At 62.6% G+C, this 22,416-nt stretch carries 29 protein-coding genes, 1 tRNA gene and 1 other RNA gene; 15 read left to right on the forward strand and 16 right to left on the reverse strand.

Features of this window, described 5'->3' with window-relative positions:
* The first annotated feature begins 17 nt into the window (after nucleotides 1-17).
* Nucleotides 18-452: a DUF4383 domain-containing protein gene (locus ABD928_RS01330; protein ID WP_187714141.1), complete on the forward strand. Its 435-nt coding sequence runs from the start codon at nucleotides 18-20 to the stop codon at nucleotides 450-452.
* The gene (locus tag ABD928_RS01335; RefSeq protein WP_187714142.1) at nucleotides 449-1,522 is read left to right on the forward strand and encodes a hypothetical protein; all 1,074 of its coding nucleotides are present in this window, start codon (nucleotides 449-451) and stop codon (nucleotides 1,520-1,522) included. The genes ABD928_RS01330 and ABD928_RS01335 overlap by 4 nt, the downstream gene beginning before the upstream one ends.
* Nucleotides 1,523-1,525: 3 nt before the next feature.
* Here ABD928_RS01335 and ABD928_RS01340 read toward each other — a convergent pair whose 3' ends face one another.
* The 3 genes from ABD928_RS01340 to ABD928_RS01350 are packed head-to-tail and all read right to left on the reverse strand — an operon-like array spanning nucleotide 1,526 to nucleotide 4,798.
* Nucleotides 1,526-3,100: an FAD-binding oxidoreductase gene (locus tag ABD928_RS01340; RefSeq protein WP_345165350.1), complete on the reverse strand. Its 1,575-nt coding sequence runs from the start codon at nucleotides 3,098-3,100 to the stop codon at nucleotides 1,526-1,528.
* Entirely contained in the window at nucleotides 3,097-4,104 is a 1,008-nt protein-coding gene (locus ABD928_RS01345) for an alpha/beta fold hydrolase (protein WP_345165353.1), read from the reverse strand. The genes ABD928_RS01340 and ABD928_RS01345 overlap by 4 nt, the downstream gene beginning before the upstream one ends.
* Nucleotides 4,105-4,141: 37 nt before the next feature.
* Nucleotides 4,142-4,798, reverse strand: a complete 657-nt coding sequence (locus ABD928_RS01350) for a superoxide dismutase (protein ID WP_345165355.1) — start codon at nucleotides 4,796-4,798, stop codon at nucleotides 4,142-4,144.
* A gap of 142 nt (nucleotides 4,799-4,940) precedes the next feature.
* On the opposite strand from ABD928_RS01350, the gene ABD928_RS01355 reads away from it, so the two are divergent.
* Complete coding sequence (locus tag ABD928_RS01355; RefSeq protein WP_187714143.1) at nucleotides 4,941-5,519, forward strand: urate hydroxylase PuuD; 579 nt, start codon at nucleotides 4,941-4,943, stop codon at nucleotides 5,517-5,519.
* A gap of 16 nt (nucleotides 5,520-5,535) precedes the next feature.
* Here ABD928_RS01355 and ABD928_RS01360 read toward each other — a convergent pair whose 3' ends face one another.
* Together ABD928_RS01360 and pspF are read right to left on the reverse strand one after the other, a co-directional pair.
* Nucleotides 5,536-6,087 (reverse strand): tetratricopeptide repeat protein, encoded by a 552-nt coding sequence (locus ABD928_RS01360; protein WP_187714144.1) that lies wholly within the window; start codon nucleotides 6,085-6,087, stop codon nucleotides 5,536-5,538.
* A gap of 78 nt (nucleotides 6,088-6,165) precedes the next feature.
* The gene (gene pspF, locus ABD928_RS01365) at nucleotides 6,166-7,218 is read right to left on the reverse strand and encodes a phage shock protein operon transcriptional activator (protein WP_345165358.1); all 1,053 of its coding nucleotides are present in this window, start codon (nucleotides 7,216-7,218) and stop codon (nucleotides 6,166-6,168) included.
* 164 nt (nucleotides 7,219-7,382) lie between these two features.
* Between pspF and pspA the strand changes: the two genes are divergently transcribed.
* Genes pspA through ABD928_RS01410 form a run of 9 tightly spaced genes read left to right on the forward strand, consistent with a single transcriptional unit; the run spans nucleotide 7,383 to nucleotide 10,812 of the window.
* A complete protein-coding gene (gene pspA, locus ABD928_RS01370; RefSeq protein ID WP_187714145.1) occupies nucleotides 7,383-8,051 on the forward strand; it encodes a phage shock protein PspA in 669 nt (222 codons plus the stop codon).
* 3 nt (nucleotides 8,052-8,054) lie between these two features.
* Entirely contained in the window at nucleotides 8,055-8,363 is a 309-nt protein-coding gene (pspB, locus tag ABD928_RS01375) for an envelope stress response membrane protein PspB (RefSeq protein ID WP_187714146.1), read from the forward strand.
* A 2-nt stretch (nucleotides 8,364-8,365) separates the two neighbouring features.
* Nucleotides 8,366-8,755, forward strand: coding sequence for an envelope stress response membrane protein PspC (gene pspC, locus ABD928_RS01380; protein ID WP_223276186.1), 390 nt, complete (start codon nucleotides 8,366-8,368; stop codon nucleotides 8,753-8,755).
* Nucleotides 8,756-8,780: 25 nt separating this feature from the next.
* On the forward strand, nucleotides 8,781-9,047 hold the full coding sequence (locus ABD928_RS01385; RefSeq protein WP_187714148.1) for a hypothetical protein: 267 nt from the start codon (nucleotides 8,781-8,783) through the stop codon (nucleotides 9,045-9,047).
* A gap of 17 nt (nucleotides 9,048-9,064) precedes the next feature.
* Nucleotides 9,065-9,400 (forward strand): hypothetical protein, encoded by a 336-nt coding sequence (locus ABD928_RS01390; protein ID WP_187714149.1) that lies wholly within the window; start codon nucleotides 9,065-9,067, stop codon nucleotides 9,398-9,400.
* Nucleotides 9,400-9,678 (forward strand): hypothetical protein, encoded by a 279-nt coding sequence (locus tag ABD928_RS01395; RefSeq protein ID WP_187714150.1) that lies wholly within the window; start codon nucleotides 9,400-9,402, stop codon nucleotides 9,676-9,678. The genes ABD928_RS01390 and ABD928_RS01395 overlap by 1 nt, the downstream gene beginning before the upstream one ends.
* Nucleotides 9,675-9,917, forward strand: a complete 243-nt coding sequence (locus tag ABD928_RS01400) for a hypothetical protein (RefSeq protein ID WP_187714151.1) — start codon at nucleotides 9,675-9,677, stop codon at nucleotides 9,915-9,917. Before ABD928_RS01395 ends, ABD928_RS01400 begins: the two co-directional genes overlap by 4 nt.
* Nucleotides 9,918-9,955: 38 nt before the next feature.
* Complete coding sequence (locus ABD928_RS01405; protein ID WP_187714152.1) at nucleotides 9,956-10,369, forward strand: SufE family protein; 414 nt, start codon at nucleotides 9,956-9,958, stop codon at nucleotides 10,367-10,369.
* The gene (locus ABD928_RS01410; protein WP_187714153.1) at nucleotides 10,366-10,812 is read left to right on the forward strand and encodes a PaaI family thioesterase; all 447 of its coding nucleotides are present in this window, start codon (nucleotides 10,366-10,368) and stop codon (nucleotides 10,810-10,812) included. The genes ABD928_RS01405 and ABD928_RS01410 overlap by 4 nt, the downstream gene beginning before the upstream one ends.
* On the opposite strand, the gene ABD928_RS01415 is transcribed toward ABD928_RS01410, so the two are convergent.
* The 10 genes from ABD928_RS01415 to ABD928_RS01460 all read right to left on the reverse strand — a co-directional run bounded on the left by ABD928_RS01415 (nucleotide 10,809) and on the right by ABD928_RS01460 (nucleotide 18,945).
* Complete coding sequence (locus tag ABD928_RS01415; protein WP_187714154.1) at nucleotides 10,809-11,348, reverse strand: J domain-containing protein; 540 nt, start codon at nucleotides 11,346-11,348, stop codon at nucleotides 10,809-10,811. The two genes, ABD928_RS01410 and ABD928_RS01415, sit on opposite strands and share 4 nt — an antisense overlap.
* 99 nt (nucleotides 11,349-11,447) lie before the next feature.
* Nucleotides 11,448-11,822: RNase P RNA component class A (gene rnpB / locus ABD928_RS01420), an RNA gene on the reverse strand.
* A 25-nt stretch (nucleotides 11,823-11,847) separates the two neighbouring features.
* The gene (locus ABD928_RS01425) at nucleotides 11,848-12,240 is read right to left on the reverse strand and encodes a cupin domain-containing protein (RefSeq protein ID WP_345165365.1); all 393 of its coding nucleotides are present in this window, start codon (nucleotides 12,238-12,240) and stop codon (nucleotides 11,848-11,850) included.
* A gap of 103 nt (nucleotides 12,241-12,343) precedes the next feature.
* Nucleotides 12,344-13,051: an N-acetylmuramoyl-L-alanine amidase gene (locus ABD928_RS01430; protein ID WP_223276188.1), complete on the reverse strand. Its 708-nt coding sequence runs from the start codon at nucleotides 13,049-13,051 to the stop codon at nucleotides 12,344-12,346.
* A 20-nt stretch (nucleotides 13,052-13,071) separates the two neighbouring features.
* Nucleotides 13,072-13,929 carry a CheR family methyltransferase gene (locus tag ABD928_RS01435; RefSeq protein ID WP_223276189.1) on the reverse strand — a complete coding sequence of 286 codons (858 nt, stop codon included), beginning with the start codon at nucleotides 13,927-13,929 and terminating at the stop codon, nucleotides 13,072-13,074.
* Nucleotides 13,920-15,026, reverse strand: a complete 1,107-nt coding sequence (gene cheB / locus ABD928_RS01440; RefSeq protein WP_223276190.1) for a chemotaxis-specific protein-glutamate methyltransferase CheB — start codon at nucleotides 15,024-15,026, stop codon at nucleotides 13,920-13,922. Before cheB ends, ABD928_RS01435 begins: the two co-directional genes overlap by 10 nt.
* A 10-nt stretch (nucleotides 15,027-15,036) precedes the next feature.
* A complete protein-coding gene (locus ABD928_RS01445) occupies nucleotides 15,037-15,402 on the reverse strand; it encodes a response regulator (protein ID WP_187714155.1) in 366 nt (121 codons plus the stop codon).
* Nucleotides 15,403-15,465: 63 nt separating this feature from the next.
* Nucleotides 15,466-15,903, reverse strand: coding sequence for a chemotaxis protein CheW (locus tag ABD928_RS01450; protein WP_187714156.1), 438 nt, complete (start codon nucleotides 15,901-15,903; stop codon nucleotides 15,466-15,468).
* On the reverse strand, nucleotides 15,903-18,233 hold the full coding sequence (locus ABD928_RS01455; RefSeq protein ID WP_345165372.1) for a chemotaxis protein CheA: 2,331 nt from the start codon (nucleotides 18,231-18,233) through the stop codon (nucleotides 15,903-15,905). The genes ABD928_RS01450 and ABD928_RS01455 overlap by 1 nt, the downstream gene beginning before the upstream one ends.
* A gap of 73 nt (nucleotides 18,234-18,306) precedes the next feature.
* Nucleotides 18,307-18,945 carry a histidine phosphotransferase family protein gene (locus ABD928_RS01460; RefSeq protein ID WP_345165374.1) on the reverse strand — a complete coding sequence of 213 codons (639 nt, stop codon included), beginning with the start codon at nucleotides 18,943-18,945 and terminating at the stop codon, nucleotides 18,307-18,309.
* A 102-nt stretch (nucleotides 18,946-19,047) separates the two neighbouring features.
* Here ABD928_RS01460 and ABD928_RS01465 point away from each other — a divergent pair, with 102 nt between their 5' ends.
* The 3 genes from ABD928_RS01465 to rpoH are packed head-to-tail and all read left to right on the forward strand — an operon-like array spanning nucleotide 19,048 to nucleotide 22,269.
* The gene (locus ABD928_RS01465) at nucleotides 19,048-20,313 is read left to right on the forward strand and encodes a serine hydrolase domain-containing protein (RefSeq protein ID WP_187714157.1); all 1,266 of its coding nucleotides are present in this window, start codon (nucleotides 19,048-19,050) and stop codon (nucleotides 20,311-20,313) included.
* 42 nt (nucleotides 20,314-20,355) lie between these two features.
* On the forward strand, nucleotides 20,356-21,309 hold the full coding sequence (locus ABD928_RS01470) for an RluA family pseudouridine synthase (RefSeq protein WP_345165377.1): 954 nt from the start codon (nucleotides 20,356-20,358) through the stop codon (nucleotides 21,307-21,309).
* Nucleotides 21,310-21,366: 57 nt separating this feature from the next.
* Nucleotides 21,367-22,269 carry an RNA polymerase sigma factor RpoH gene (rpoH, locus tag ABD928_RS01475; protein WP_345165380.1) on the forward strand — a complete coding sequence of 301 codons (903 nt, stop codon included), beginning with the start codon at nucleotides 21,367-21,369 and terminating at the stop codon, nucleotides 22,267-22,269.
* Nucleotides 22,270-22,273: 4 nt separating this feature from the next.
* Here rpoH and ABD928_RS01480 read toward each other — a convergent pair.
* Nucleotides 22,274-22,350: transfer RNA gene (locus ABD928_RS01480), tRNA-Arg, on the reverse strand.
* Nucleotides 22,351-22,416: the final 66 nt, after the last annotated feature.

Here is a 22,416-nt window from a genome sequence, read left to right on the forward strand (position 1 = left end):
AACTTGGGGGGGTAAACATGGAAAAGTTCGTGCGACTGATGGGCTGGGCCTATGCCCTGCTTTTCGTTGGCGTGACGGCACTGGGATACATGCCACCGCTGATGGACCACGACGGCTATTTGTTCGGCCTGTTCAAGCTGCAGTGGTGGGACGACGCCCTTCATCTCGGATCGGGCATCTGGGCGGCCTGGGCGGCCTGGAAATCGTACGATGCGACACGGACCTATTTCCGAATCTTCGGGCCGCTCTACTTCCTGGACGGCGTGTGCGGCCTGCTGACCGGCATGGGCTATCTCGACCTCGGGATCATCCTGCACGGGCCGGCGGACCTGCCGCTGGAGACCCGCATCGCTGCCAACATCCCGCACATCGCCATCGGCGGTTTCGCCATCATCGTCGGCTATCTGATCGCGCGTCGTCGCGGCGCTGGCAGTGAGCCTGCGACTGCGTGAAACGCCACTGGAAAGTTACGCTTTGGACGGGCGGTGTCCTCCTCGCGCTGGTCGCCGTCCCGATCGTCGTCACCGAAACGCGATGTCGAGCTCCGATCGACGGGTTGTCGACCGGCGGCTACCAGGCTCGCTTGGCCGATCCGAAGTGGCGTCGGGATGAATCCCGGACCTGGCTGACCTACCCTGAATGGCACATCGTTTATTCCGCGGAAGAGTTTGGACGACACCTTCAGTCGAAGCCGCCGAGCAGCTACCATTATTTGCGGGACATTGGAGGGTTCTGGCGCGGATTGTGTGCCGTAAACCGGGCGACCGCCGGCGCTGCCCAGACCGACGCCAAGGTGATGCTCTACACGATCGGGACCAGCTTCTCGGCCGAGCTGCTGTTCAAGGCGGCTTATGAGAACACGATCGGGCGGATCTCGGAGTGGATCGGCGGCTACAAAAGCGCCGACGATAAGTTGGCCGCAAAGGTGCAGCAGTCCTACGGCGCTTTCATGCATGAGACGCCTTGGTACGAATACCCGTTTAGCAAGGCACTTTCGGACCTGTGGCGCACTTCCGAGCCCAAGGCCAAGTTCCGGCATTGGGAGCGCCGCTTCGCGCTGAGCAGCGAGTATGGCGTGAAGACGGGGTACGCGAAGCTGATCGGTTTCGCTTCCGGGGCCAGCCTCGGCCGGGACGAGCGAGCATTACGCTTCGTCGTGCAAGGGAATGGGCAAGCGCTTGCGGGCGCGGATCCTCGCTTCAAGGTGACCGGGCATCTCGCCGACGGACTTACGGTCCTTGAGGCGCCTCGATACGCGCAGTTTACCGACCTGCTACTCAAGCTCGCTAACGGTAACGCCGAATTGGTCGAGATCAGCGGGAACGACGACATCTTCCTGACGATCTGGCTGCCGCCTGGAAGGTCGACGGCGTCACTCGGCAAAGAGCTGTTCTCCATCCCGCTCGACGAACCGCGCGGTTGGCGCCGCGTTGGGATCTCGACGAAAGTACACAAACTGCTGCCTGCGATCCGCGCCATCCAGCGGGATGGCGGCAAGGTAGAGCACGTCTACGACTATTGAGCGTTAGCCGACGGCCAGCGCGTAGCGTTCGTACCAGGTGTTGCTGAAAAGGCCGTCCGGGTCCCACTTTCGCTTTGCGGCGAAGACCTCCCGAACCTCGGGATAGGACGCGACCAGCTGCTCCGGCGAATAATAGAGCTGGTAGGGCAGGAAAAACCGGCCGCCCCGCGCGCGAGCCAGGTCGATCAGTTCGCTGGTCAGGCGTGCCATCCGGGCATTCCCGTCAGCGTCGGTCCGCTGGTTGAAGTAGAGCACCACCGAATAAGCGGGCGCGGGCGCGTAGGTCAGCCGGTTGTCTTCCTTGCCGACGACCCGCACCGAAGCGTTGAGAAGGTTGGCGTCGTGCTGCCGGACAATGGTCCTGAGACCGTCGATGAAGGGCAGCAGCTGATCGCGAGGAATGAAGTATTCCTGAAGGATATCCGTGTCGTTCTTCAGAGCGTTTCTGAGATATGGGACGCTGTCATGCATTGGGTCGTTGCGCGAAACGAGGCAAGCCTCGCCGTCTTTCATCGCCTGCGCACGCGTGACAGTGCACGCTTCCGCCCGATGCTCGAGGTTCTTTTCCGCCCACCATTTGAAGCTGCGGAAGGCGGTAGATTTCTTGGCCAAGTTGACCGTGAGCCGACGCATCTTGACCGAGCCGACCTCGGCCAGAGGCGCGCGCTCGGCACCGGACTCGTCGGTGTGGTGGTAGGTGTAGATCAGCGCCTCATCGAGCAGCGAACCAGGCGCGGTTGAAATGTGTGTGTACATCAGGCCGACAGACGGATCGGCGATGATCCGGGTCAGCCGGCCGGGCAGGTCCGACGTGGCGATCAGCTCCCGCTCCGATCGGTAGATCGCGTTGGGGACGACATCGATCTCCGCGGACAGGATGATGCCGAACAGGCCGTAGCCCCCGACGATCAGGTCGAAGAGCTCAGGGTTCTCCGTTCGGGAAACAGTCACCACCTGCCCGTCGGCGAGAAGGACGCGAAGCGAGCGGATCGAATCCCGGATGGCCCCGGCCTGATGGTCCATTCCGTGGGCGTTGACTGAAATGGAGCCGCCGACGGTAAAAATATCCGTCGACTGCATCGCCTTGACTGCAAAACGCGGATGGATGGCGTTTTGAATATCGTGCCAGGTTGCCCCGGCACCGACAGTAACGGTCGATTTCTCCGGATCGAGCCTGATCGCATTCATCTTGCGCATGTCGAGCATCAGCCCGCCGCGCCGGAAGGCATGGCCGCCCATGCTGTGGCGAACACCGGCGGGGGAAATCGTGAGTCCCTTGGCCTTGGCGTAGGTCAACGCCTGCTGCGCCTCCCGCTCGCTAACCGGAGCGATTACTCCGGCGATTGCGGTTCGGTCTACGCAGCTCGCGTCATTGACCGTCCCGCCTTTCTGCGCCCAGCGCGGCTCGGGCACCTGCTCCTGAACCGCGATCCCATGCGGGGTCGGGACTTCCGGCAGTACGTCGCCGCAGTCCTTTTCGCCATCAGGATCCGCAGCCAAGGGCTCCAGCGCAACGGTCGTTCCAACAGCAGCGACGCCGATGACTGAGGCGCCGATGACGAGCGTCTTGCGCTTCATTCCTTCTCCTTCGTGACCGTCTTCAGGGACTGATCGAGAGCAGCCTGGAAAGCTGCTGGATCCTCGATGTGCGGGATGTGACCGACACCCGACAGGATGGTCAGAGATCGTGCACGGGTGAGTGCCTCAATGCGCTTGCCTTGCGGGAGCGGCGTGACCGTGTCCGCGTCCCCCCAGATCAGCGCCACGGGAATCTTGATGGCGCTCAGAGTCGCCGACCGACGGCTCAGCGCACCATCCTGCTTGGTTAACAGGTTGGGAAGCCAGGCGGCATAGGCGGACGTCGAACCTTCGCGCAGCATGGGCTCGCGAAGAACCGGGATCCAACGATGCGCTTGTTCCTTCCGCTCGATCAGTGAGCGCAGAAAGGGCTCTAGCGCGTTGGGGTTCGTCACGATTGCGGACGTCGCGAGCTGCGCAACGGGTTCGGCACGCATGACCTTGGCGACAGGCGCCTCGGTCTTGGGATCGAGCTCACCAAGAGCGGCGTCGACGAGGACCAGGCCCCGAACCTGCTCCGGGTGACGCAGTCCCAACTCGGTGACTGCCCCCGCCCCAAAGCTGTGGCCGACAACGACCGCCGGCTTGCCGAGCACGCCGAGAATGGCCGACAGGCGCTCGGCCTGGGTAATGCGGTCATAGCGAGCGCTCGGATCGCGATCTGACCAACCAAACGGTGGCAGGTCGATGGCAATGACCCGCCAGCCCTGCTGCGCCAGGTGATCGGCCACTTCGCTCCAGAAACCGCTCCAAGCCGCGGTGCCGTGCACCAGGACTACGGGAATGCCATCGGCCGGCCCTGCGACTCGAGCGGCGACGTGCCCCGCCGGCGTTGCGAAGTAAGTGGTGCCCGCAGGCGCCGTCGCCTCACCTTCGCGCCAAGCCGCAAGGCCGCGAAGGATCAGCAAAAGAACAAGGATGAATAGGGCTAGCGCAATGAACCCACGGAGCGCGCTTGCACCCATCCGCACAGCCAAAGGCCGTTTCGCCTCACCCGCCCCCATGCCATTGGTATGAAACGCGGATGAGGCGTTCGCAAGCCTATGAAATCGCCTCGCTAGACCGGGCTTCCGCGCCCTCCTGATCGGCTCGGTCAGCGCCGTTTCCGTCGAGGTTCTGGGCGACAAAGTCCCAGTTGACGATGTTCGACAGGACCGAGGTCACGAACCGCGGCCGCTCATTGCGATAGTCGATGTAATATGCGTGCTCCCACACATCGAGCGTGAAGAGCGGCACCATGCCGTCGTGGACGAGCGGTGTGTCCGCGTCATGGAGCGAGGTGATCTTCAAGTGATCCCGGTCGAGCACGAGCCAGGCCCAGCCATTCGAGAAGTGGTTCACCGCTTCGTCGCCGAGTTTCTGGAGCAGCGGCTCGACGCCGCCGAACCCATCGTCGATCAGCTGCGCCAAGCGGCCGCTCGGCTGCTGCGCTTCCGGAGTCAGGCACTGCCAGAAGAAGCTGTGATTCCACAGCTGGGCGCTGTTGTTGAAAAGCTTCTTCTCACCACCTCCGCTGGCGTGCCGGATGACCTCGACCAACGATGCGCCCTCTAGCTCGGGCTTCGCGCTGACGAACTCGTTGGTCTTGTTGACGTAGGCGCGGTGATGCTTGCCCCAGTGGAATTCGAGCGTCTCCGCCGAGATGTGCGGCACAAGGGCGTCCTTGGCATAGGGAAGTTCGGGCAGCTGGAAGGCCATGGCGGTCTGTCTCCTTCGGGGATTTCGCCTGCATAACGATGCTCGGCCCATGTCGCTCCATGGTTCGTCGCACAACCTTGCGACTCACTGTTTCGGGGCCGTAAGAAGGTCTTGGAGCCGTCTGTCGGCGAAGGGGGAAACGATGGGAAAATTCTTTGAGAATCTGAACGGTGTCCTGATCGCGGGGTTGGTGCTGGCCATTCTGATCGTGGTATTTCCGAACAGCGGCTTCCAGAACTCGGTTGGCTCGACCGACTTGTGGCTGGGCGTGTTCCAGTGGCTGCACGTATTCTTCGGCATCACCTGGATCGGCCTGCTGTATTACTTCAACTTCGTGCAGATTCCGACCATGCCCACGGTACCCGCCGAACTGAAACCGGGGGTCACCAAATACATCGCTCCGAAGGCACTCTTCTATTTCCGCTGGGGTGCCGTCTTCACCGTCGTGACCGGCCTGATCCTCGCCTACCTCTACGGCGAGGAAAATGCGTTGCTGCTGAACGACCCATCCAACCGCCTGATCGGCATTGGCATGTGGCTAGCGCTGATCATGGCCTTCAACGTCTGGTTCATCATCTGGCCGAACCAGAAGAAGGCACTTGGGCTCGTCGAGGCGGACGACGCGACGAAGGCGAAGTCGGCCCGCACCGCGATGATCTTCTCGCGGCTGAACACCCTGCTGTCGATCCCGATGCTGCTGGCGATGACCAACATGCACTAGGCACTTGGCGAGCCGTCTACGGGCGGCTCACCTTGTAGCGGGCAAGGTCGCGACGCGGCGCGTCCCAGGCGGGTTTCAGTTGGACGGCCTGCTTCAGGTCCGCATAGGCCGCCTTGACGTTGCCGACGTCTTCCTGAGCCAGCCCGCGGCCGTAGTAAGCAACCTCCGGCAGCTCCGTTCCAAGCTCGATCGCTTTCGAAAAAAGCGGCACGGCCGCTTCGCTGTGACCCGTCCTCAACTGCAGGATCGCCATGTTGAGGTACGGCTCCGATCGCTGCGGATTCATCTGCATGGCAGCGCTGAAATCCGTCTCGGCACGCCCGTAGTCGCTCCGAAGCATGCGAACGATCCCGCGGTTCACGTGAGTCGCCAGGCGATCTTCGTCGGACAAAGCCTGGTCCGAAAAGGCCCGGTCGCAGGTGTTCATCGACTCAAGGGTGACGTTGCGCTGCTCGGCAGCCTTGAAACAACCCTCGGCGAAACTGCCGTCGAGGACTGAAATGCCCGCGGATGCTGGATACGCCAAAGAGCAGGCCACGGCGCCGGCAGCAAGGACTAGTGCTTTCATAAAAGCCTCCTCACCTTGCCGAGGCAGAATACGCCTCTTTGCGCCCGCATTCACTGCAAATTCGACAAACGGTCGGGATCAGGCGCCGTCGGTTTCCAGCAGCTTGTGGCGTTTCAGGGCGTGGCGAAGCTGGTCGTAGCTCAGATTGAGGGCGGCGGCCGTCGCACGCTGGTTGAAGCGATTGGCGGCAAGCGCGTTCTGCAGGAGGGCACGCTCGTAGTCTGACACCGCGGCCCGGAAGTCACTGGTCGATGCTGGCGGAGGTGCCGACGACGGACTTTCCGCGCTCGGAACTGGCTCCTCCGAAACTTTGGCGTCCGTATGCGACGGGTGGGTGACCTGCCCGATCGCCGGTGCCCACGGAGAATGGAATGGATCGAACTGTATGGCGTCGATGTCCCGCTCGGGATCCTCCCAACGATAGACCGCGCGCTCCACCACATTCCTGAGCTCGCGGACGTTTCCCGGCCAATTATAGGCTTCGAGCTCCGCGACGGCCCGGGGAGAAAAGCCCGGCCAGTTGGGCCACTCCAGCTCCACCGCCATCCGCCGACCAAAATGATCCGCCAGCAGCGATATATCTCCCGTCCGTGCGCGCAGCGGCGGGAGGGTCACCACCTCGAACGACAAGCGATCAAGCAAGTCAGCCCGAAAATGACCTTTGTCGACCTGGAGCGGAAGGTTTTCGTTGGTCGCTGCGACGATCCGGACATCGACCGAAATCGGTTTGGACGCTCCTATGCGGGTAATCTCGCCGTACTCCACCGCGCGCAGCAGGCGGTCCTGTGCAGGCATCGACAAGGTTCCGAGTTCGTCGAGGAAGAGCGTTCCGCCGTCCGCCTCTTCGAACCGTCCGTGGCGAGTCTTCGACGCGCCGGTGAAGCTGCCGGCCTCGTGCCCGAACAATTCGGCTTCGATCAGCGTCTCGGGAAGCGCCGCGCAGTTCATCACTACCAGGGGCCCCGCCCAGCGCGACGACAAGTGGTGAAGACGTTCGGCGATCAACTCCTTGCCTGTGCCGCGCTCGCCAATGACCAGGACCGGGCGATTAAGGGGCGCCGCACGGCTCGCCCGCTCGACAGCATCGAGAAAGGCCAGGCTCTGCCCGACGAACTGATTTGTCCGCTCCATCGCGCTGATAATTGGTGTCTCGCCCCATCAGTTGGCAAGATATTTCAGTTGAGATATTGGCGAATTTCTGCAGTTTTTCTATTCTTCAGCCATTTCGCGCATTCTGGCACGATCCTTGTATATCTTTTGGCCATACAGGCCTGATTACGATTGCGGAGTTTGAAATGGGTATATTCTCTCGCACGAGGGATATCTTCGCGGCGAACATGACGGAGCTTCTCGACCGGTCCGAAGACCCGGCGAAGATGATCCGCATGATCATCCTCGAAATGGAAGAAACGTTGGTGGAAGTCCGCGCCAGTGCCGCGCGCTCCATTGCCGATGGCAAGGAAATGCGCCGGGCGCTGAAGCGCCTTGAGGAGCTTCAATCGAGCTGGACCGAGAAGGCCGAGCTTGCACTGAGCAAGGACCGCGAGGACCTTGCCAAGGCTGCGCTGATCGAGCGCCAGAAGGCTGCCGACATGGCCGGCGGACTTCGTGCCGAGATCGATCAGATCGACGAGACCCTCAAGACCTACGAAGCGGATATCGCCAAGCTGCAGGGCAAATTGCGCGAGGCGCGTGCCCGGCAAAATGCTATTGCGGCTCGCCTCGAGAGTGCGGTCACGCGTGCCAAGGCCCGTGAGATCATGCACGGCGGACGGACGGAAGATGCCTTCTCGAAGTTCGAGGTGCTGGAACGCCGGGCCGACTTCGCGGAGGGTCGTGCCGATGCGCTCGGCATGACCGGGCCGAAGAGCCTCGAGGAAGAGATTGCCGAATTGCGTGCGTCCGAACAGGTCGACGCAGAACTGGAAGCCATGAAGGCGGCGCTGAAGCGCAAAGGGGATTAGAGAATGGAAGGTGTGATTGGTCCGATCGTCATATGCACGATCCTGTTCATCGGGCTCCCGTGGATCCTGTTCCACTACATCACGAAGTGGAAAACGGCCGCGACGATTACCGGTGCCGATGAGAAGTTGCTGGATGAACTTTACGATCTCGCACGCCGCCTGGACGACAGGCTGTGCTCGATCGAACGGATCATGACTGCCGAGAACCCGAACTGGAAGCAGCAGTGCCTGCCGGACGCAACCGACCGCATCGCTGACGAGCTTAGCCAGGTCCGCAACCGTGGTCGCAGCCGCGCCCGGACAGGAGAATGAACGTGGCGTACCAGCCTCCCAGCCGGACCCGGTTCTACCGGGACAAGCGCAACGGCAAAGTCATGGGCATTTGCGCCGGCATCGCCGACTATACCGGCTTCGACATCAGCCTGGTCCGGATCACGATGATCGCCGCCGTCTTTCTCAGCAGCGGGTCGATCCTGCCGGTTTATTTCATTGCCGGTTGGTTGGTCCCCGAACAGCCGAGGGAGCTCGAAGGCACGGATGTCCAGGAGCGCGAATTCTGGCAGTCGGTTCGGCGGTCACCCGCCCGCACCGCGCGAGATATCCGCCTGCGGTTGAAGGACATCGATCGCCGGCTTGCCGACGTCGAAAGTTACGTCACGACCGAAAACCGTTCGCTTGCTCGGGAAATCGAGCAGCTTCGCTAGTCGTCATCAGGGGTTGGAGGATTTCATGAACCTTGCGGTGCTCATTCCGATTGCGGGCATTGCTGGCGGCGTCGCAATCATGTGGATGTGCTTCAAGTATCTGGAGCTACGGATCACCGACCGCAAAGCGCTCGACGACGTGGCCCGTGAAACTGCCGAGAAGAAGCGGCTGGAGGCGCGCGTCGCCATCCTGGAGCGGATCGTAACGGATCGCGGTATCCAAACCGCCGACCAGATCGACGCCTTGGTGGAACGCGACGCGCTCGACCGTGAATCCGAACAGGTTCGGTAACTAAGGGGAATATGACAATGGACGCAGAGATTTTGTCACTTTTGTCGAACCTGTTCCCGATGATCGCTGTCATCGTGACCGTCGCCGTGGCCGGATGGGTCTTCACGACCTGGCTCAGGATCAAGAACGGCTATCCGCTCGAAACGTCGTGGGGCACGCCGCTCCACCCATCCAACAGCCGCGAGAACGGCGAGCGGATCAAGCTACTGACGAGTGAGAACGCACAACTCCGCGCAGAACTGAGCGCCATCAAGGACCGCCTAGAGACGGTCGAACGGATCGTCACCGACCAACCGCACAGACTCGCTCGCGAAATCGATGCTCTCGCGATCGACAAAGGCGGAAACGCCTGATGAACAGCATCGCCAGCTGGATCTGGGTTCTCATCCCTCTCGCCGCGATCGGAATCGCGCCTTTCAAGATGTGGATTCGGGTCAAGGAAAAGCAGATCGAGGCGCAGACAAGCCTTGCTGCGGAGAAGAGCGCCCAATATGCCGCACACGTCGAGCGCATCGAGGCGCGTCTTCGCGTGCTAGAGCAGATTGTGACCGACCGGGGCGTTGAGACGGCTGCCCAGATCGAGGCCCTGCGTGATGCGCCGCGTCCGGAGATTGGAGAGAAAGTTCGATGAACAACCCCTTCGAGTTTGTTCTCATCATCATCGCGATGGTCTTCCTCTTCGCCTTGCTGAAGCGCCGGATGGAGAACGGTGACGGCCGCGGCCAGGAGCCCGCCGAGGAAAGCCGGGAGAACGCTCGGCTTCGGGACGAGGTTTCGGAACTGAAGGAGCGCATCAAGGTGCTCGAACGGATTACCGTTGAGAAGGAAAACAGCCTCTCGCGAGAGATCGAGGACCTTCGTAACCGGTAGTGGTAGAATGCGTTTCCGTCGCCTGCTAGGCGACGACCGTGACGGACCTCCCGCCGATTCAGGAAATTCTTGACGAATATGAGCTGCTCGATGGCGAGGATCGCTACCGGCTGCTGATCGACCTCGGCCGCAAGCTGGAGCATATGCCCGACGCCCTGAAGACAGACGCGACCAAAGTCCGCGGCTGCTCGGCGAGCGTCTGGGTCTACCCAACGACGGCAGATGGACGACTGCACTTCCTCGCGGACAGCAACGCTGCCATCACCAAGGGAATCGTCGCGCTCGTCCTGTCCGCCGTTCAGGACAAGTCGGCCGAGGACGTCGCCAGCATGGATGTCGCGCAAGCCCTCGCCCCATTCGAACTCAGCAAGCATCTCAGCGCCAGCCGGACGCAAGGCGTGCCCAACATGATCGCGCTAGTCCGCGAAACCGCTCAGCGGCTGGCGGCATGAGCAAGGCGGATTCGGCCGAAGCGGCGGCCCAGTTCGATCCGCGCCGCTTTGTGGAGCTGGCCCGCAAGGTCGGACACGGAAGCGCGTTGGAAATCGACTATCAGGACTCTGGTCCGGACTGGCTGGAGCTCGCGCTGCCCTGGCGGGAAGAGCTTGTCGGCGTTCCGGAGACGGGCGTGCTCGCTTCCGGTGCGATCGTCAGCCTGATCGATACGGCTAGCGGCGGTTCGGTGTGGATGAAACTTGGCCGCTTCGTGCCCATCGTCACGCTCGACCTTCGCCTCGATTATATGCGGCCGGCGCTCAAGGGCGAGACCGTCTTCGCCCGCTGCGAGTGCGTGAAGGTGACGCGGCAAGTCGCCTTCGTGCGTGGCGTCGCCCATGGCGGCGACCCGGCGCATCCGATCGCACAGAGCGCCGCGACCTTCATGGTCAGCCGCTAGGCGGCTTTCCCGGTCTTCCGCTCTTCCGCCTTGCGGAGAACCTCGTAGGCCGCCTGGACCTTTTGAAACTTGTCGGCGGCCTCCCTATTCCCCGCGTTCGTGTCCGGATGATGCTCCTTCGCCAGCCGACGATAGGCGGATTTCACATCCTTGAACTCGGCATCTGGGTCGAGCTCCAGAACATCAAGCGCACGCATCTCGTCCCGGCTGCGCGTGCCATCGCCCGGGCCGGCCCACTGCCATTGAGCGGACTGGCGGAAGGCGGATGCGCCGGACTCCTCTTCCTTCGCGCGTCGAGCAGCCTCTTCCGGGCTGAGGCCGGCAAAGTAGTTCCAGTTCTTGTTATATTCGGCTGCGTGGGGCTCGCAGAAATACCAGCGGTCCTTGCTGTTGGGCGCCTTGGGCGCCGGCCGATCGCCGGCCTCGTTACAGCCCTCGCGGTCGCAGAGCCGAACCTTCGTCGCGCCCCGTGCGGTGGCGCCGTACGCGCGCCAGCGTGGAAATCCCCAGTCGTTCGATCTCTTCTGACCTACCATTCCGACCCCGATAAACGCTGAACGCGCCCCTGCGAAGGCAGGAGCCCAGTCGCTTTTCCAAAAAGAAGCACTGGCCCCCTGCCTGCGCAGGGAAACAGTATTGCCAGAGGGCCTGTAAGCCGGGTTCTGTCCAGCGCATTGCTGCGCCTGTGCGGCCATTCCTCTAGGAGGCGGATTACTCCGCCCCTCAAGCAACCAACCCGGGCGACGAGCCGAAACAAGCTCATATGCCGCCCCTATTCGGTCTTGCACCCGGTGGGGTTTTCCGTGCCGGTGACGTTGCCGCCCCCGCGGTGCGCTCTTGCCGCACCCTTTCGACCTTACCCGCCCGAGAGCGAGCGGTATCCTTTCTGTGGCACTTTCCCTGAGCCTTGCCGAAGCAGGACCCGCCGGGCGTTACCCGGCACCGTTGTTCCGTGGAGCCCGGACTTTCCTCGCCTTGCTTGCGCAAGCCGCGGCCGCCCGGCCCTCTGGCAGGGCTGCATATAGTGCCAAGCGGCTATTTGTTCGAGTCAGTCGCCGATTGGGGGATCTTCGTTCCGAGGAGGACCAGGCGTTCGCCGGTAATCCCGAACCAATGCGGCGTGCCCGCAGGGATTAGTACGACGTCGCCAGGTTTCAGCGCCCGCGTCTCTCCTCCCTCGATTTCGCTCCCCTCGAGCAAGGTCGGGTTGGTCGTGACCGGATCGACAAGCCGTCCGCCGGAGATCATGGTTCCGCTCCCGGCAACGACCGTGAAATACTCCGCCTGGTCGGGGTGAACCGCAGGCTTTGCCGGCTTTCGCCAATATTCGAGAGCGGCGACGACTTCGCCGTTCCGTACCAACGGCTTCCACATGAAGCCCTGGTCCGCTGTCATCGACGTGCGCATCGCTTCGACCTGTGCGGTCACATCATCCGCGGACGCAAAAGCAGTCGGACCTGCGGCGGCCTGCGCGAGGAGAGCAGCTGAAAGTAACGCAAGGATCATAGCTCAAAACTCTGACGGAGGTTCGTCACTGCGGCCTCGGCAGCAGCAACGACAGGAGTTTCGCGCGGCATTCGCCGTCGACGATCCCGTCGATCAAGTCCGGCCGGTAACGCCGCTGGAATGCGATCACCGCCTTCTGCTCGTCCGTGACGTCGTAGCCGAACCGCTCAAGCGCGAGGAGGAAGGCGGCGTCGGTCCAGAAGGGATCGATCAGGTCGCGGGTCGGGCTCGGCAAGGCCAGGCGATACCGTGCGAGTGCCTCCCACGGAAATAGCTCGCCCGGGTCTTCCTTCCGGGCGGGAGCAACATCGGAATGACCGACGATGTTGCCGCGCCCGATGCCGTGGCGATCCTTGATGTCGGCGAGCAATGGAATGAGCGACGCCATCTGCTCATCCGGAAAGTTGCGGTACCCGAATTCGTGGCCCGGATTGACCAGCTCGATGCCCACGCTCGCGCTGTTCACGTCGGAAATGCCGCGCCAGCGGGACTTGCCGGCGTGCCAGGCGCGTTTCTCCTCATCGACCAGGCGATAGATGACCCCATCTTCGTCGATCAGGTAGTGACAGGAGACCTTGGCCTCCGGAGAGGTCAGGCGGTTCAGAGCGCCTTCGGCGTCCGGCATTCCGGTGTAATGGAGAACGATCATCGAGACCGGCATCATGCGGTCGTCGAAGTTCGGCGACGGCCTGTCGATCATGTCGAGGTCCATCCACGCAAAGGCGCACAGCATTGGGGGCTAGGTCAAGCCCTTCAGGCTTGCGCGGCCATTCGGCGATCGTCGTTCTTGCGATGGTCCAGCCGATAGAGACCGCGCACCTTGGTGTCGGAAACCAACTTCTTCGTCTGGCCGATGACCGTTTCGCCAGCGCCCAGCATCAGCCAGCCGTCCTCGGCCATCGCGGACGACAGTCGATCGAATGCCTGGGCCTTCTTCTCCGAGCAGAGATAGAGCAGGACATTGCGGCAGAGGATGATGTCGAACCCTCCCGCCGGCTGGGGCGGCAGGTCGAGCAGGTTGTGCACCTGGAACCTAACGTTCCGGCGAAGCGGCTCGATGATCCGCCAGCCATCGCCGCCTTCCTCAAACCAGCGCACGGTCTGGGTGATCGCGAGACCGCGCTGCACCTCGAACTGCGAATAAACCCCAGCGCGAGCGCGATCGATGACGCAACTCGAAACGTCCGTGCCGAGAATATCTACGGTCCAGCCGCGCCATTTGTCGGCCTCGTCGGCGAACATCATCGCCAGTGAATAGGCTTCCTGCCCAGTGGAACAGCCCGCCGACCAGATCCGCAGCCTCTTCTTCGATGCACGCTTTGCCGCGAGCGCCGGCAATGCGTGCCTGGCGAGCGTGTCGAAGGGCGTCCGGTCGCGGAAGAAATAGGTCTCGTTGTTCAGAAGCGCCTCGACCACTTGGCTCGACAGGCCGGGCTCCTTGCCCATGACCAGGATCGTGATGAGTTCGTCGAGTGTCGCGATGCTGCGCTCTCGAAGCAATGCGGAGAGCGCCGTCTCGATCCGCCAGCGACGGCTCATGGTGAGCTGTTGGCCGGTACGCGCCTCCAGCAAGCCGGCAAGGATCCGGCTGGAACTATCGCTTATCTGCAAGCACTGTCTCCCACACGCGACGCAACACGGCGAGCAAGCTTATCCGGTGGCATGATGGCGCACGCGAGGCCGGCCTCGAGGATGGCGCGCGGCATGCCCCAGACGGCGCAACTAGCCTCGTCCTGGGCGAGAACCGAGCCGCCGGCCGCGACCAACTTGGCCGCTCCAAGCGCCCCATCGCGGCCCATGCCCGTCAGCACCACACCGGCGGCGCCGTTCCCGAAGTAAGTGCTGATCGATTCAAACATTGGATCCAGGGAGGGCATGCACCCGGTGGACGATGCGCTTCGATCCAGATGAGCGACTGGTCCATCCAGCCCTTGCTCGACCAGCAAGTGGGCATCACCCGGCGCGATCAGAACGCGATCGGGAAGAAGAGCCATGCCGTCTTCCGCAACCAGCGTTTCGCGCTTTGCGGCGATGCCGAGCTGGCGAGCAAATACCGGCATGAAGGGCGCCGGAAGATGCTGCGTGACCAAAATCGGAATGCCGATCCGCCGCGGCAGAGTCTCAAAGAAGCTGTTGAGTGCGTGAATGCCGCCGGTCGAGGCACCAATGGCGAGCACTTCGATCGGATCGTTCGACATTGCACGGAGCGGCGCGTGAACGATCTTGCTAACTGGAGCGACGGACCGCCGCTGGTCGTCTGCATAGCCGAGTGCCTTCAGCCGCGAGATCAGGACTTCCGAAAAGCGCCCATTGAATCGGCCGGTTCCCGGCTTCGGAAGTGCGTCGGCTGCTCCAAGCGCGAGTGCTGCGACCGTCTCCTCGGCGCCCTCTTCGGCCATCGAGGATACGATCATAATGTGCGCGCCGCTGGCGTTGTCGAGAATGCGTGGGATCGAGCGCAATCCGCCTGCCCCGGGCATTTCCAGATCGAGGAGAATGGTGTCGACGCGGACGGCTTGCAGCGCATCGATCGCGTCTTCCGCGGTTCCAGCCACCGCCGCGAGCTCGAACGAGCCGTCGCTTTCGACCATACGGGACAACACCGACCGTGCGACCATGCTGTCGTCCACGATCATCAGGCGGATCCGGCGCTTCCTGACTGGCGGGACCTGCTGACGATCCCGCGAACTGGCGACCGCCCGCTCCACGGTGCGGGCCTTAGGCTACGCCGACGAGCTGAAGCTTGATGTGCAGCGTCTCTCGGTCGAAGGGCTTCATCACATATTCGTCTGCGCCGGCTTCCAGGGCAGCACGGATGTGCGCCATGTCGTTCTCGGTCGTGCAGAAGACGACCTTGGGCTGGTCGTCGTGCCCGCGCTGGCGAAGCAGGCGCAGGAACTCCATTCCGCTCATCACCGGCATGTTCCAGTCGAGCAAGACCACGTCCGGCATCTTCTCTTCGCAGCGAGAAAGGGCTTCGCGTCCGTCGCCAGCCTCATCAACCTCGAAATTCAGGGTTTCGAGAATGTGCCTTGCGACTTTGCGAATGACCTTCGAGTCATCGACGATCAAACAGCTCTTCATACAACAAACACTTCCCACTGCGGCTTTCGCGAGATGACTTAAACGCTAACGGTAACGAAGAGCTTAAGCAGCTTGCCGCTCGGCGCCGCCGACCAGTGCGGCGATGTCGATCAGCAACCTCGGCCCTTCTTCGGTATCGACCATTCCCTGTGACACGCGCTCCCAGCCGGCTCCCATGGCTGCTCGAACAGCCACCGGCTCAGAGAGCGCCTCGACCACGTCTTCGACGAGATCGACTATGAGCGCGTAATGATGGCCGTCGAGCTCGACGACCGCCGCTTCGCGAATGCCGTCCGAGCAGTCGGTATGGCCCAGTTCCAGCGAGCGCATGCAGTCGATCACCGTCAACACTCGGCTTCGAAGCGCCGAAAGACCTGCGACATGCGGCGCGGCCCGGGGGACGGGGATCAACGTGTCCAGCTCCACCACGGACTCGACGGAGGCCGCAGGAAGAGCGACGCGTTCGCCAGCGATGGTCACGATCAGCAGAAGCTCCGACATCAGCGTTTCCCTGCGCCGGCCGATTTCAGCGCCATCAGAAGCGCCGCGCGGTCGTAGCGATAAATGGTTTCGTCCTTCGACGATGCCGGCTCGGGTTCGGCACGAAGGCGGATTGTGCGAGCCGCGGAGCCTGCCTCAGAAGCGTCGGCTAGGATCGCGAGGTGCGCTTCGACCTCGTCGAGCTCGGAAACCACACGGTAGCCGGCGGCTTCAACGATCGGACGAAGCATGTTCTGCATCCAGGGATCGTCCGAGGGCAGCCGGCAGACGAGCTGTTCGGATGGCTGGACTGCGGATGCGGCGATGTTGGCGAATAGCCAGTGCGGGTCGATCAACTCTGCCGGCTCGCCGGACACAAGGGTGACACCGGATACCTCGCCCGGCGATGCAGCCTGTATGACGTCATTGCCGACCACCGACAGATCGATGACCTCCTGGAAGGCGTAGCCGATCTCGCGCGAGCCGTCGTTCAAGCGGAAGAGGCGGACCTTCTCGCTTGGCAGTTCGCCGTTCACGCCCGACAGCGGAAGGATCGTCTCGCCGAGCTGCACTCGCAATTCCCCGGCTCCGGGCCGAATGGCGCTGGCGGGCACTTCCTCGATCCGGTCGACAACCGCGAGGCGCATGGCTCGACGGCCTCCATCGAGCCCGCGGAAGAGGAGAACAGGCGTTTCCGCGTCGATCGGCGCGGCCGGAGCCTCGACGATACGCGCGGCACGGTCGTGGACTTCGAGTTTCACGCCCCCCACCTGGGCGATGCCGGCAGGGTCGAAGAGAAGAATGGGGCTACCGTCATCCGCAAGGGTTGTGCCGGCGTAGAGGCCAGTCGCCATCACTGCAGGAGCGGCAGGCTTCACGACCAGCTCTTCATGATCGTGGATGCGATCGACGGCCAAGGCATAGACGTCGGCGCCGGCCGGCCGGAGCACGACGAGCGAGCGCTCATGCTCGGGGATATCGCTTTCGAGGCCGAGGACATCGGAGAGGGCGATCTCCGGCACGCGGCGTCCGCGGATGGTGGCGACCCCTGCCCCGCCAAGCTTCTCGAGGACGACGCTTTCGCCATTCGCGCGGACGATTTCGTCGATTGCCGAGCGCGGAATCGCGAAGTTCTGACCGGCGACGGACACCGTGAGGGCCGGGATGATCGTGAGCGTCAATGGGACGCGCAAAGTCATGCGCGTGCCCACCCCGACGGTGCTGTCGACTTCGACGATGCCGCCAATGCGCTCGATGTTCGAACGGACGACGTCCATGCCCACGCCGCGCCCCGAGATCGCTGTCACTTGCTTGGCGGTCGAAAGACCCGCCTCGAAAATGAGAGAAAGCTGTTCGCGATGGCTGAGATCGGCCGCTTCGGCCTTCTCGATGACGCCTGCCGCGATTGCTTTCTCGACGAGCTTCTTGCCATTGATCCCGCGGCCGTCGTCCTGGATGTCGATGAGGATCTGGTTTCCGGACTGGCGTGCAGACACCGACAGGATGCCGATTTCCCGCTTGCCTGCCTTGAGGCGTTCCGCAGGTGTTTCGATGCCGTGATCCACGGCGTTGCGGATGATGTGGGTCAGCGGGTCACGGATCATCTCGATCATCTCGCGATCGAGCTCGACGTCACCACCCTCGATATCGACCAAGACCTGCTTGTTGAGTTCGGCCGACAGGTCGCGGACCATGCGCGGCAAGGCCACGAACAGGTTCTCGATCCGCTGCATACGGGTGCGGGTGATAGCGTCCCGCATCTCGGCGATGATCGAAGACAGGCGTTCGAAAGCTCCGTCGACAGCGACTTCGCTAGTGGTTTCCCGCAGCCGGCGTGCAAGTTCATTGCGGGCGAGCACCATGTCGGAGACACCGCTCATTAGGCGATCAAGCAACTCCACCGAAAGCCGGATCGTGCGCGGCGCTGAGGCCTTGCTCTGGGCCTCCGCAACTGTCGCAGCGACTGGAGCAGTCGTGACTTCGGCCCGCTCTTGAAGAGCGAGGATGAGTGACGTGTCGTCACCCTCCGGCAGCTTCTCACCAGCGTCCAGGGTGGCGATCATTTCGGCAATCTTGTCGATGATCGCCAAGACCGCGCTGACCAGTGCAGGGTCGGCGTGACGGCGGCCGGCTCGGACTTCGGCAAGCGCATCCTCTGCGGCATGGTTCAGCGCCTCGAGCCGCGGGAAGTCGAAGAAGCCGCAATTGCCTTTGACGGTGTGAACGAAGCGAAAGATGGAATCGAGACGCGCACGATCGTCAGGCGAGGCCTCCCAGGCGACGATCTCTCCGCCCAGCGCCTCAAGCATTTCCCGGCATTCGGCAATGAATTCGGAAATCAGATCGTCCATCGCAACGCGGTCCCGCCCCTCTCGGGCCGCTTATGACGATCAGGAGTTAATGCGCCGTTAGCCCTGATGCTTCCTAGTTCCGGGGAACCACGGCGCCGATCATGAGCACCTCGGGCGCCGGTTCCGACAGCCGGATCGACCCGCCGGATTCCTCCGCTAGGGTGGAAGCCAGCCAAGCTCCCGCCGCACGCGGTTCGATCTCGCCACTTGGAACGCCTTTGGTCAGGATTTCACGGAGACCCGCGTCCAGCATGACACGGGGGCCCTCACCGCGGATCGCGATTTCCAGTCCTGCACCCGTGGTTTCGGCGCCCACGTCCAGCCTTCCCCCGCGCACCAGAGCGTCTCCGGCGATGAGCGCGAGGTTGAGGAGAAGCTTCATTGCGCCTTTCGAGAGCTTCTCGGGAGCAACCATCCAGCCAAGCTCGATCCTTCGCTCGGCCCCAAAAATGCCCTGAAGGGCGACCTTGGCCTCGTTCGCGTCGATTAGCTCGCCAAACCCCCCTCCGGCTCCAAACGCGAGACGAAAGAACTTCAGCTTGTTCGCGGTAGCCCGGGCACTGTCGCCAAGGAGCTCCAGGCATTGCGCCCGCATCTCGGGATCCTGCTCGTCAGCGAGCAGCTCGATACCATTGTTGAGTGCCCCCACGGGCGACATCAGGTCGTGGCAAAGCCTTGAACACAGGAGGCTGGCGAAATCGACGTCCTTCATGGTCGGCGTGAGTGAACCAGACTTCACCTTCGTGCAAGTTTGCGCATCCGGGAGAACGGCGGCTAGCATGTTGGCGATCCAGCCTGTTGGAGACAATCGCGCGTGAGAAGCCTCGCCTTTGCGGCCGTCGCCGCCACTTTGACACTCAGTTCCGCAATCTCTGCCCCGCCGACGTCGACCGTGACGATCGACAAGGCTCGCATCGACCGCTCACTGCAGGACATGGTCAGCAGCGGCCGCGCCGCTGGAGCATCGGCTCTGGTCTGGAAGGATGGCAAGGAAGCATATTTCGGTACCGCTGGGTATGCGGACCGGGAGGCGAAACGCCCCTTCAGCCGTGACACGCTTGTCCAGATCTTCTCTATGACGAAGCCAGTGAGCGGCGTGGCGTTCATGCAGCTTTGGGAACAGGGCAAGTTCGGCCTGGACGATCCCTTGTCCATGTACCTGCCGGAATTCGCCAACGCCAAGGTGTTCGTGGGCAAGGACACTGCCGGCAATCCAATCCTGGTCGCCCCGCGCCGCCCGATCCTGATCCGCGACATTGTGCGTCACACCGCAGGCTTCGGCTATGGACCGGGCCCAACCTACCCCGAAGAGGCATTCGCGAAGGCCGACCCGCTCAACCTCGCGAATGATCTGCCGGAGTTCGGGCGCCGCCTGGCCACGGTCCCTCTGCTCTACGAACCTGGGACGAAATGGCGTTACAGCGCGGGCGTCGATGTCCAGGCCCTGCTCGTCCAGAAGCTGAGCGGGCAGCCGTATGAAGAGTATGTGCGGCAGCATATCTTCGAGCCGCTCGGGATGAAGGAAACCGGCTGGACGCAGCCGGAGTCGATCCTGCCCCGCCTTGCCGCAGGCTATGCCAAGGGCCCCGACGGAACGCTGCAAAGAAAGTCCGAGGCCGACTTCCGCCACATGAACTTCAATCCGGAGCGTAAGCTCACCATGGGGGGTGCCGGCCTGATTTCGTCCGTCGACGACTTCATGCGTTTTGCTCGGATGCTGGTGAACGGCGGAACCCTGGACGGCGTGCGCATCCTAAAGCCGTCGACGGTAAGGATGATGGCGACCAACGAGCTCGATGCGCGGGTGACCGACCGGCAGTGGCTTCCGGACAAGGGGAACGGCGGCTTCGGCATCGACTTCGCTGTACGCACCGGACAGCCAAAGGACACTCAGGAAAATCGCGGCGCCGTCGGCGAGTTCTTCTGGGACGGCGCCTGGTCAACCCTGTTCTGGGTCGATCCCGCCAACAAGCTGACGGCGGTGTTCTTCGTCCAGAAAGATCCGTTCGACCGGTCTCTCCACCGCGACATCCGGCGGGCAATTTACGGGGACGATTATCTGGGACCGACGGGCGACTGAGCCGAATATTGAAGTGGCGAAAAGAATCCCCATATCCAACACGTGGGGGGCCACCAGGTCATCAGCGTCGAGCTTCTGCCGAGCCATTCGGGATGGCGGCTGGACCGCGCGCTTGCCGATGCGCTCCCGACTTTATCTCGCGAACGGCTAAAGGCGCTCATCCGCAGCGGATCGCTGCAGTCGATGGCCTCGGTGGCGGTTCGCGATCCGGCGACCAAGGTCCGCGGGAACGAGGCTTTCCAGCTCACGGTTCCCGAGCCGACGCCGGCGCACAACGTACCTCAGGACATTCCACTGAGGATCGTCTTCGAGGATGAGCATCTGCTGGTCGTCGACAAGCCGGCGGGCCTCGTCGTTCACCCGGCGGCGGGTAACCCGGACGGGACCTTGGTGAATGCCCTGCTCCACCATTGCGGCGGCAGCCTGTCGGGTATCGGCGGCGTCGCCCGGCCGGGGATCGTCCATCGGATCGACAAGGACACTTCAGGACTGCTGGTGGTTGCCAAGACGGACGTGGCCCATGAGGGCTTGGCCAAGCAATTCGCCGTCCACTCGATCGACCGGAGATACCTGGCCATCGTGAAGGGGAGACCGAAGACCTCAGAAGGCACGGTCGATGCCCCGCTCGCGCGGTCTTCGACCAACCGCAAGAAGATCTCGATCGTCGAAGGTGGTCGCGGCAAGAGAGCGGTAACGCACTGGCGCCGCTTGGAATTCCTGCGCGATGCAGCACTCGTCGAGTGCCGACTGGAAACGGGCCGAACCCATCAGGTCCGGGTTCACATGGCCTCGCTCGGGCATCCCTTGCTCGGCGATCCTGTCTACGGCCGTTCGGCAAAGAGTTCTTCCGAGCTGTTGAAAAGGCTTAATTTTCATCGTCAGGCGCTTCACGCGGCGGAGCTTGGATTCGTCCACCCCGTAACGAAGAACCGCTTATCGTTCGCGAGTGGCATGCCAGCGGACATGCAGGAACTGTTCACCGCCCTTTTGGTATAGGAATTAACGTGCCAGGCAGCGTAATAAGCAGCCGGCCCAGGGAGACGTTTGAAGCACATGGCACAAAAGAATGTCGTCTCGATCCCCGCAAGCGGCGGGGAGGCAGGGCTGAATCGCTACCTGTCCGAGATCAAGAAATTTCCGATCCTCGCCCCGGAAGAGGAATACATGCTCGCCAAGCGCTGGCGTGAGCATGGGGACACGGACGCGGCCGCCAAGCTGGTCAACTCGCACCTTCGTCTCGTTGCGAAGATCGCCATGGGCTATCGGGGCTACGGCCTGCCGGTCAGCGAGCTGATCTCCGAAGGCAATATCGGCCTGATGCAGGGCGTAAAGAAGTTCGAGCCCGACCGGGGCTTCCGCCTCGCCACTTATGCGATGTGGTGGATCCGCGCGTCGATCCAGGAATTCATCCTGCGCTCGTGGAGCCTCGTGAAGATGGGCACGACGGCGGCCCAGAAGAAGCTCTTCTTCAATCTCCGCCGGATGAAGAACCAGATCGAGGCGTTCGAAGAGGGGGATCTCAAGCCAGCGGACGTCGCCAAGATCGCCAAGGACCTCGGCGTGACCGAGGAAGAAGTCGTTTCGATGAACCGCCGTATGGGCATGGGCGGCGACACCAGCCTCAATGCCCCGCTCGCGAGCACCGAGGGCGAAGGTCAGTGGCAGGATTTCCTCGTCGACGAAGGTCCGCTCCAGGACGAGCGGATCGCCGAGGACCAGGAAAGCCGCGTCCGCCACGACCTTTTGATGGACGCGCTGGAGACGCTCAATGAGCGTGAGAAGTTCATTCTCACCGAGCGCCGCCTGACCGACGAGCCGAAGACGCTCGAAGAGCTGAGCCAGGTCTACGGCGTCAGCCGCGAGCGCATTCGCCAGATCGAGGTGCGCGCTTTCGAAAAGCTGCAGTCGGCGCTGATCCGTCTGGCCGGCGAGAAGAGGCTTCTGCCCGCCGCCTGAGAAATGGCCCGCTCCGAGGGGCTCGAACCCCCAACCTTCGGGTTCGAAGCCCGACGCTCTATCCGGTTGAGCTAGGAGCGGATGCCGTTTCCAATACCCATGGACCGAGAGTTTTCAACGCGGGAAATGGCTCTATCGATGTCGGGG

Source organism: Sphingomonas daechungensis (assembly GCF_039543105.1).
Classification (GTDB): Bacteria; Pseudomonadota; Alphaproteobacteria; order Sphingomonadales; family Sphingomonadaceae; genus Sphingomicrobium; species Sphingomicrobium daechungense.

Bases quoted from the DNA above. Each gene is read 5' to 3' on its own strand.
- ABD928_RS01330 (WP_187714141.1), top strand. From the start codon at position 18: ATGGAAAAGTTCGTGCGACTGATGGGCTGGGCCTATGCCCTGCTTTTC.
- ABD928_RS01340 (WP_345165350.1), bottom strand. From the start codon at position 3,100: ATGAAGCGCAAGACGCTCGTCATCGGCGCCTCAGTCATCGGCGTCGCT.
- ABD928_RS01345 (WP_345165353.1), bottom strand. From the start codon at position 4,104: ATGGGGGCGGGTGAGGCGAAACGGCCTTTGGCTGTGCGGATGGGTGCA.
- ABD928_RS01350 (WP_345165355.1), bottom strand. From the start codon at position 4,798: ATGGCCTTCCAGCTGCCCGAACTTCCCTATGCCAAGGACGCCCTTGTG.
- ABD928_RS01355 (WP_187714143.1), top strand. From the start codon at position 4,941: ATGGGAAAATTCTTTGAGAATCTGAACGGTGTCCTGATCGCGGGGTTG.
- ABD928_RS01360 (WP_187714144.1), bottom strand. From the start codon at position 6,087: ATGAAAGCACTAGTCCTTGCTGCCGGCGCCGTGGCCTGCTCTTTGGCG.
- pspF (WP_345165358.1), bottom strand. From the start codon at position 7,218: ATGGAGCGGACAAATCAGTTCGTCGGGCAGAGCCTGGCCTTTCTCGAT.
- pspA (WP_187714145.1), top strand. From the start codon at position 7,383: ATGGGTATATTCTCTCGCACGAGGGATATCTTCGCGGCGAACATGACG.
- pspB (WP_187714146.1), top strand. From the start codon at position 8,055: ATGGAAGGTGTGATTGGTCCGATCGTCATATGCACGATCCTGTTCATC.
- ABD928_RS01385 (WP_187714148.1), top strand. From the start codon at position 8,781: ATGAACCTTGCGGTGCTCATTCCGATTGCGGGCATTGCTGGCGGCGTC.
- ABD928_RS01390 (WP_187714149.1), top strand. From the start codon at position 9,065: ATGGACGCAGAGATTTTGTCACTTTTGTCGAACCTGTTCCCGATGATC.
- ABD928_RS01395 (WP_187714150.1), top strand. From the start codon at position 9,400: ATGAACAGCATCGCCAGCTGGATCTGGGTTCTCATCCCTCTCGCCGCG.
- ABD928_RS01400 (WP_187714151.1), top strand. From the start codon at position 9,675: ATGAACAACCCCTTCGAGTTTGTTCTCATCATCATCGCGATGGTCTTC.
- ABD928_RS01410 (WP_187714153.1), top strand. From the start codon at position 10,366: ATGAGCAAGGCGGATTCGGCCGAAGCGGCGGCCCAGTTCGATCCGCGC.
- ABD928_RS01415 (WP_187714154.1), bottom strand. From the start codon at position 11,348: ATGGTAGGTCAGAAGAGATCGAACGACTGGGGATTTCCACGCTGGCGC.
- ABD928_RS01430 (WP_223276188.1), bottom strand. From the start codon at position 13,051: ATGCTGTGCGCCTTTGCGTGGATGGACCTCGACATGATCGACAGGCCG.
- ABD928_RS01445 (WP_187714155.1), bottom strand. From the start codon at position 15,402: ATGAAGAGCTGTTTGATCGTCGATGACTCGAAGGTCATTCGCAAAGTC.
- ABD928_RS01450 (WP_187714156.1), bottom strand. From the start codon at position 15,903: ATGTCGGAGCTTCTGCTGATCGTGACCATCGCTGGCGAACGCGTCGCT.
- ABD928_RS01455 (WP_345165372.1), bottom strand. From the start codon at position 18,233: ATGGACGATCTGATTTCCGAATTCATTGCCGAATGCCGGGAAATGCTT.
- ABD928_RS01460 (WP_345165374.1), bottom strand. From the start codon at position 18,945: ATGAAGGACGTCGATTTCGCCAGCCTCCTGTGTTCAAGGCTTTGCCAC.
- rpoH (WP_345165380.1), top strand. From the start codon at position 21,367: ATGGCACAAAAGAATGTCGTCTCGATCCCCGCAAGCGGCGGGGAGGCA.